The following is a 6,850-nucleotide window of genomic DNA, read 5'->3' on the forward strand; positions in this document are numbered from 1 at the left end:
AAAATAATACATTGTATTTACTGTATAAATGGATCTAAATTGAAAGAATTCAAATACATTAATATTTAAAAGAGATTATATCAAGGAAATGTTAACGCTGAGAACTCCTCTTTTTGAAGATGAGAATGGTGTTATAATATCAATCCCTGATGAAAGTAAATGTGGTTTATCAATATATAACTATGACAGGTCTCTTAATTTGTATGGGCTAAAAGATTTTGTTGATAAATTGCCAACAGCAAATATAAATAAAGAAGATTTATTAGGTTATGAGATAATATCTTTATAATTGGCTATAAATTTATATCAAGAGGCAGATAATCAGCCTCTTGATTCGCTTTACCATGATGATAGAATGTATATGCCGAAAAATATTGGTTTACGCATGATAATGTATCCGAAAATACATTACTTTTACTCCATAGCCATACGCGAAGAAAAGAAGAGGTGATTTTTACTTATGAGGATAGTTCTCAAGTTTGGTGGTGAGAGTCTGTAATTTGTTAATCTTAATAGATAAAGTTGTGAAAATGAAATTTTTATTTGCATTATTGTTTTTGTCTGCGACGATCTTGTTAAACGCTCAGGAAGCGAAGTATGGGATTAAGTCAGCTATTATTAAAAAGGATGTGGTTGCCATGGGGCAGAAAGTTGAATGTACATGGTATATGGATGATTATGGGAAGAAAGAATCTACGGAACTCACTATGAAGACAGGTGGAGTAGCTGGTGTGGAAAAACATATACGAACCATTGCGGATGGGAGTTCAGCGATCAATATAGATCTGGATATGAAAACGGCCATGAAAATGAAATTACCCGAAAAACCGATCAATTATTTGCAGTTAACTCCTGAAATCGTGGAGAAATATAAGATCAAAGAAACAGGCGAAGAAGATATTGCCGGAAAACCTTGTAAAAAGTATGGTTTGGAAATCACGCAGATGGGGCAGACAGTTCAGATGTCTGTCTGGGTTTGGAAGGGACTTGTGCTTAAATCCGAAACCTCTTCTAACGGAATGGTCGTTATGGTTGAAACAGCGAAAACGATAGACGAGACTTCCGCTGTGGCGACTGATAAATTTACTATACCGGATGGTATAAAACTGCCTGAATAGGTATTTTATCCGAATGTAGTGATTGGGGTAGTCAACCTCATGATACTTTCTGCTTTCATGAATTATCGGAAATATCATTTTTTTGACCATTGACAAAGCAAAAGTCTCATATCTTCTGTGTTCCGGTTTGAATTTGGAAGAAATAACGTTTGTCAATGTGAATTCTGGTCTAAATCCTTATCTTTGTCTGAATGTTTAATCCGGTTGAGTTATGGAAAGAAATTATCCGATAGGAGTACAGAGTTTTGAGAAGATACGGAAGGACAATTATGTATATATAGATAAAACCCGGTATGTTTACAGGTTGGCGAAAACCGGTTCATATTATTTTCTGAGCCGTCCGCGACGTTTTGGAAAAAGTCTATTGATTTCTACCTTTCAGGCCTATTTCGCCGGGAAAAAAGAACTTTTTGAGGGGTTAGATATCGAACAATTGGAGAAAGACTGGACGACTTATCCTGTGCTTCATCTCGATCTGAATGCACGAAATTACAAAGATGAAAATTCCCTGCTGGAAGAATTGAACAAACATTTGGAAATATGGGAGCGTGAATATGGAAGCCATTATGGCGATCGTGCTCCGGAAGAGCGTTTTTTTCATGTCATTCGTTTAGCATATGAGAAAACGGGGCAACGGGTAGTTATTTTGGTGGACGAATACGATAAACCGATGTTGCAGGCTATCGAAGATGACAGGTTACAACAGGTGTACCGAAACCAATTGAAGCCTTTCTACGGTGTGATGAAGAGCATGGATAGTTATATCAAATTCGCTTTCTTGACAGGGGTGACCAAATTTGGGAAAATAAGTGTTTTCAGTGATTTGAATAACTTGAACGACATTTCAATGAACCCTGATTTCGCCGCTATTTGTGGTCTGACTGAAAAGGAGATACATCATTATTTTGATTTGGATATCCATACATTGGCAACCAAAGAGGATCTGACTTATGATGAAACTGTTGAATTGTTAAGGGAAAATTATGACGGTTATCATTTTACCGAAAATTCGGAGGGTATCTATAATCCTTTCAGCTTACTGAATACGTTTTATGCCATGCGTCCCGATAGTTATTGGTTTGCAACGGGAACACCAAGTTTTCTGGTGTACCTTTTGCAAAGATCCCGTTATGATTTATGGGAATTGGAAGAGGTGGAAACAGATTCCGATGTGTTGGATAGTATTGATTCCTTTTCGAAAAATCCGATACCGGTAATTTATCAAAGTGGATATCTGACCATCAAAGGATATGATAAGCGCTTCAAATTATATACGTTGGGTTTCCCGAATTTGGAGGTCAAAGAAGGCTTTTTTAAATACCTGTTGCCTTATTATGCCGATGTAAAGGAAACGGATACGACTTTCAATATCCGTAAATTTGTAGGTGAAGTGGAAACTGGCGATTACGACTCTTTCTTTTCCAGGCTTCAAACCTTTTTCTGTAACATTCCTTACGACTTGGTCGGCGATTTGGAGAAACATTACCAAAATGTACTTTATATTATAAGTTGCTTGATGGGATTTTATGTTGATGCTGAATATCACACCAATCGTGGAAGGGCGGATCTAATCCTGAAAACTCCGGCTTACATTTATATAATGGAGTTCAAATTGAACGGAACATTAGAAGAAGCGATTCGCCAGATCGAAGAGAAAGGTTATGCCGAGCCGTTTGCTCACGATCCCCGCAAATTGGTTAAGCTAGCTATAAATTTCAGTTCTAAAACAAGGAATATCGAAGGATGGAAGGTGGTCTGAGTATAACTTTAAAGATTGTCTACCACGGAAATTTATCCAGCATTCTTCCTTTCTCCTTTTATTTATTGTACTTTTGCAAGTTCTAAATAAGCAAAAAGAAAACAATGCATTACTTCTCACATATTTTACCTAATGGTCTTCGTATGGTACATTTGCCGATGGAATCGCCGGTTTCGTACTGTGGATTTGCTGTAAATGCCGGAACCCGGGATGAAGAATCGAACGAATTTGGCCTGGCTCATTTTGTGGAGCATATGATGTTTAAGGGTACCGAAAAGCGAAAAGCCTGGCATATCCTGAACCGGATGGAGAATGTAGGCGGAGAACTGAATGCTTATACGACCAAGGAAGAGACATTTGTGTATTCTATCTTTATGGAAGAACATTATCAGCGTGCTTTCGAATTGCTGACGGACCTGATCTTCCATTCACAGTTTCCGCAACAGGAAATAGAGAAAGAAGTGGATGTGATCCTGGATGAGATCAATTCGTATGAGGACAGCCCTTCGGAACTGATCTTCGATGAATTCGAGAATTTGCTTTATGACGGACATGCGCTGGGACATAATATATTGGGAGATGAGGCTTCTCTTCTGACTTTTAATTCTGAATCGGGCCGTTCGTTTATGCGTCGTTTCTATGCGCCGGAGAATATGGTATTCTTTTCAATGGGGCGCGTGGATTTCAAGAAGATCGTTAAACTGGCGGAAAGTCTGCTGTCGGATATCGCTTTCCCGATTGCTTCCCGCAACCGGGTGGCACCTGCCGGAATCCTTCCGTGTGTGAAGAAAGTGCATAAGGATACACACCAGGCACATGTACTGATCGGTAGTCGTGCTTATAGTATGCATGATGAAAAACGGATACCGTTGTTCCTGCTTAATAATATGCTGGGTGGCCCGGGCATGAACAACCGTCTGAATGTTTCACTCCGTGAGAAGCATGGATTGGTTTATAATGTGGAATCGAATGTTACTTCTTATACTGATACCGGCCTGGCAAGCATCTACTTTGGTACGGATCCGAAGAATATGGAGAAAGCCTGAAACTGGTCCATAAAGAGTTAGGTAAGATACGTGACATCAAGTTGTCTGCTACGCAACTGGCAGCTGCCAAAAAGCAGGTTATCGGCCAGTTAGGTGTTTCGGGAGATAATAAAGAAGGACTTTTCCTCGGTTTGGGAAAGAGTTTCCTCCACTATAACCGGTATGATACCCTTCCGGAAGTTTTCAGCAAGGTCGAAAGCCTGACTGCCGAAGAGATACAGGAGGTGGCAAATGAGGTGTTCGCGCCGGAGCGGTTGTTTAGTCTGATCTATCAGTAAGAAGTTCAGAAAGTCAGTTCTAGCCTATGGAACAACTTTTCAGTTTATTTTATCATACATTTTGTATCATACAAAATGTATGATGCTTTTTACCAACATTCTGCCTTGTCCTTAAGTTCAGGGATGCTGTTTTTGGTGAATACGGGGCTTGCTATTCCTTTTCGTTTCTGGGTGATGTAATCATTGAGTAAGAGGAATGCCTGACGACCGAGCAGGGAGATGGCAATCAGGTTGCAGATCGTCATCAGTCCCATTGTTATATCGGCCAGGCTCCAGGCCAGGTCGAGGCTTGCCAAAGCACCGAACATCACCATTCCACCGACTAACAGGCGGTAGGTGAACAACACGCTTTTCTTTTGAGTGACGAATCGTATATTGGCTTCTCCGTAATAATAGTTACCGATTATACTGCTGAATGCGAACAGCAAAATGGCTACAGCGACGAAGATACTGCCGATACTTCCAACTTCATTGGTCAGTGCATGTTGCGTCAGTTGTACGCCGTTCACGCTTCCGTCGAGCGGGGCACCGCTGAAAAGGATGATGAAGGCCGTACAGGTGCAGATGATCAACGTGTCGGTGAAAACACCTAATGTCTGGATAAGACCTTGCTTTACGGGGTGCGATACATCGGCTGTTGCCGCTACGTTTGGAGCCGAACCCATACCTGCCTCATTACTGAACAGGCCCCGTTTGATTCCCTGCATCAAAGCGGCTCCGACCGTTCCGCCGATAGCCTGTTCCCATCCGAAAGCATTACCGATGATGAGTTCCAGTACGGCCGGAAGTTTTCCTATATTGAAAAGAACGATGCCTAATGCCAGCGCAACATATCCGAGAGCCATTACAGGAACAATAATACTGCTCACTTTCGCGATCCGTTGAATGCCACCAAAGATAATGAGGATGGTCAGGATGGTTAGTATGCCGCCAATAATCCTGTGGTCGAATCCGAGGCCCCTTCCCAAGCCGCGCAGATCGTGTTACTTTGTACCGAATTGAAGGCGAAGCCGAAAGTGATAGAAATCAATACAGCAAAAAACACGCCCATCCATCGTAACCCGAGGCCGCGTTCCATGTAATAGGCCGGCCCTCCGATAAAGGAGTCTTTTCCTCTTCTTTTATATAATTGTGCTAATGTCGATTCGACGAAGGCGCTGGAGGCTCCCAATAAAGCAATGATCCACATCCAGAATACGGCTCCCGGACCGCCAACCGCAATTGCCGTAGCTACTCCCGCCAGATTGCCTGTTCCGACACGGCTTGCCAGCGATACGGCAAATGCCTGAAAAGAAGAGATATGTTTTTCACCGTTTTTAGATTTTCCGGTAGAATCTCCAAGCAATTTTATCATTTCTTTTATCATGCGGAATTGTACGAAACGAGTTTTCAGGGTAAACCAGATGGCACAACCCAATAGCATGATAATTAATATATATGACCATAAAACATCGTTAATGGCGCTGATCCAGGTGTTTAATATATCCATGTGTGTTGTTTGTTTTATTCAAAGATACTGTTTTTCTTTAATACTGAAACATAAGATGTTAAACAGGAATAAAAAAAGAAATCTACTTTTTTTCAAAATGGATGTAACCTTTTCCCGGGTTGTTCCGTCTTATGAATAGAAACAAACGAAAGCAGGAGAGGCCACCCTGCGACAGATAAAAAACAATAAACTTATGAGACGAATTATATTCGGTATCATGCTGCTTGGCTGCATGATGCAGGGAGCTTTTGCTCAAAATTTAGGGATAAAAGGTCTGGTGAAGAATGGACGGAATAAGGAGCCGCTTGAATTTGCAAATGTTGTTCTGCAAACGACGGATTCCGTGTTTGTCCTTGGAACAACTACCGATGGAAAGGGCAGTTTTGTATTAGACAAGGTGAAAAGCGGAGATTATCTGCTGGTTATTTCCAGTCTGGGATATGAAACACAGTATGTCTCCCTGAACGGGTTTAATAAGAGTGTGACTTTGGGTGATATTCCGATGGAGGATGCCTCGGTTTCTTTGGATGGCGTTACTGTCAGTGCCTCCAATACAAGCAGCCGCTCCGACCGGAAGCTGGTGTTCCCTTCTGACCGGCAGGTAAAGGCTTCTACGAACGGGATGGATTTACTTCAACAGCTGATGTTGCCTAAAATACAAGTAAATCCGATGTCAAGCGAAATTAAAGTGCCGGGAAACGGAGAAGTGCAACTTCGCATTAACGGTGTGAAAGTAGAATTGCAAGAAATAAAGTCATTATTGCCTTCTGATATTATCCGTATAGAATATCATGATAATCCCGGATTGCGCTATGGTAATGCGGAAGTTGTGCTTGATTATATTGTCCGCCGTCCGGAAACGGGAGGGACATTGAGTCTGGATATGAGCCAGGGGGTGAATGCTTTATGGGGTGAACATCGTTTTTCAGGAAAGATCAACCACAAAAAATCAGAGTTTGGCGCTTCTTATCGTATCGGTCCGCGCGATTTCTATGGCATGTCGAGAGATAATGAAGAAATTTTTCATTTGGCGGATGGGACTGAGCTGCATCAGGGCGACCGCACCAAAATTCCTCTAAAAAGTTTATCATTGCAAAATGAATACCTCTAATTATTTTTCAGAAGTGACAGATCCTCGTGTAACAGGTCGCTGTCTACAT

General features: G+C 41.4%; 3 protein-coding genes and 3 pseudogenes. 5 read left to right on the forward strand and 1 reads right to left on the reverse strand.

The genetic code is table 11. From position 1 onward, the window contains the following. Window positions 1-88: 88 nt before the first annotated feature. The 4 genes and pseudogenes from DXA15_RS24070 (at window position 89) to DXA15_RS24085 (ending at window position 4,201) form a co-directional block, all read left to right on the forward strand. Entirely contained in the window at window positions 89-289 is a 201-nt protein-coding gene (locus DXA15_RS24070) for a hypothetical protein (protein WP_128135721.1), read from the forward strand. A gap of 241 nt (window positions 290-530) precedes the next feature. Further along, complete coding sequence (locus DXA15_RS24075; protein ID WP_128135722.1) at window positions 531-1,118, forward strand: DUF4412 domain-containing protein; 588 nt, start codon at window positions 531-533, stop codon at window positions 1,116-1,118. 211 nt (window positions 1,119-1,329) lie between these two features. Beyond that, window positions 1,330-2,877: an ATP-binding protein gene (locus tag DXA15_RS24080; RefSeq protein ID WP_128135723.1), complete on the forward strand. Its 1,548-nt coding sequence runs from the start codon at window positions 1,330-1,332 to the stop codon at window positions 2,875-2,877. 104 nt (window positions 2,878-2,981) lie between these two features. Then, window positions 2,982-4,201: pseudogene (locus DXA15_RS24085) on the forward strand (M16 family metallopeptidase). 89 nt (window positions 4,202-4,290) lie between these two features. Here the strand turns inward: DXA15_RS24085 and DXA15_RS24090 are convergent. Next, window positions 4,291-5,690 (reverse strand): annotated as a pseudogene (locus tag DXA15_RS24090) (alanine/glycine:cation symporter family protein). Between the two features lie 193 nt (window positions 5,691-5,883). On the opposite strand from DXA15_RS24090, the pseudogene DXA15_RS24095 reads away from it, so the two are divergent. Next, window positions 5,884-6,744 (forward strand): annotated as a pseudogene (locus tag DXA15_RS24095) (carboxypeptidase-like regulatory domain-containing protein); the annotation flags it as partial. Window positions 6,745-6,850: the final 106 nt, after the last annotated feature.

The organism is Parabacteroides sp. AM58-2XD (assembly GCF_003463685.1).
Classification (GTDB): Bacteria; Bacteroidota; Bacteroidia; order Bacteroidales; family Tannerellaceae; genus Parabacteroides; species Parabacteroides segnis.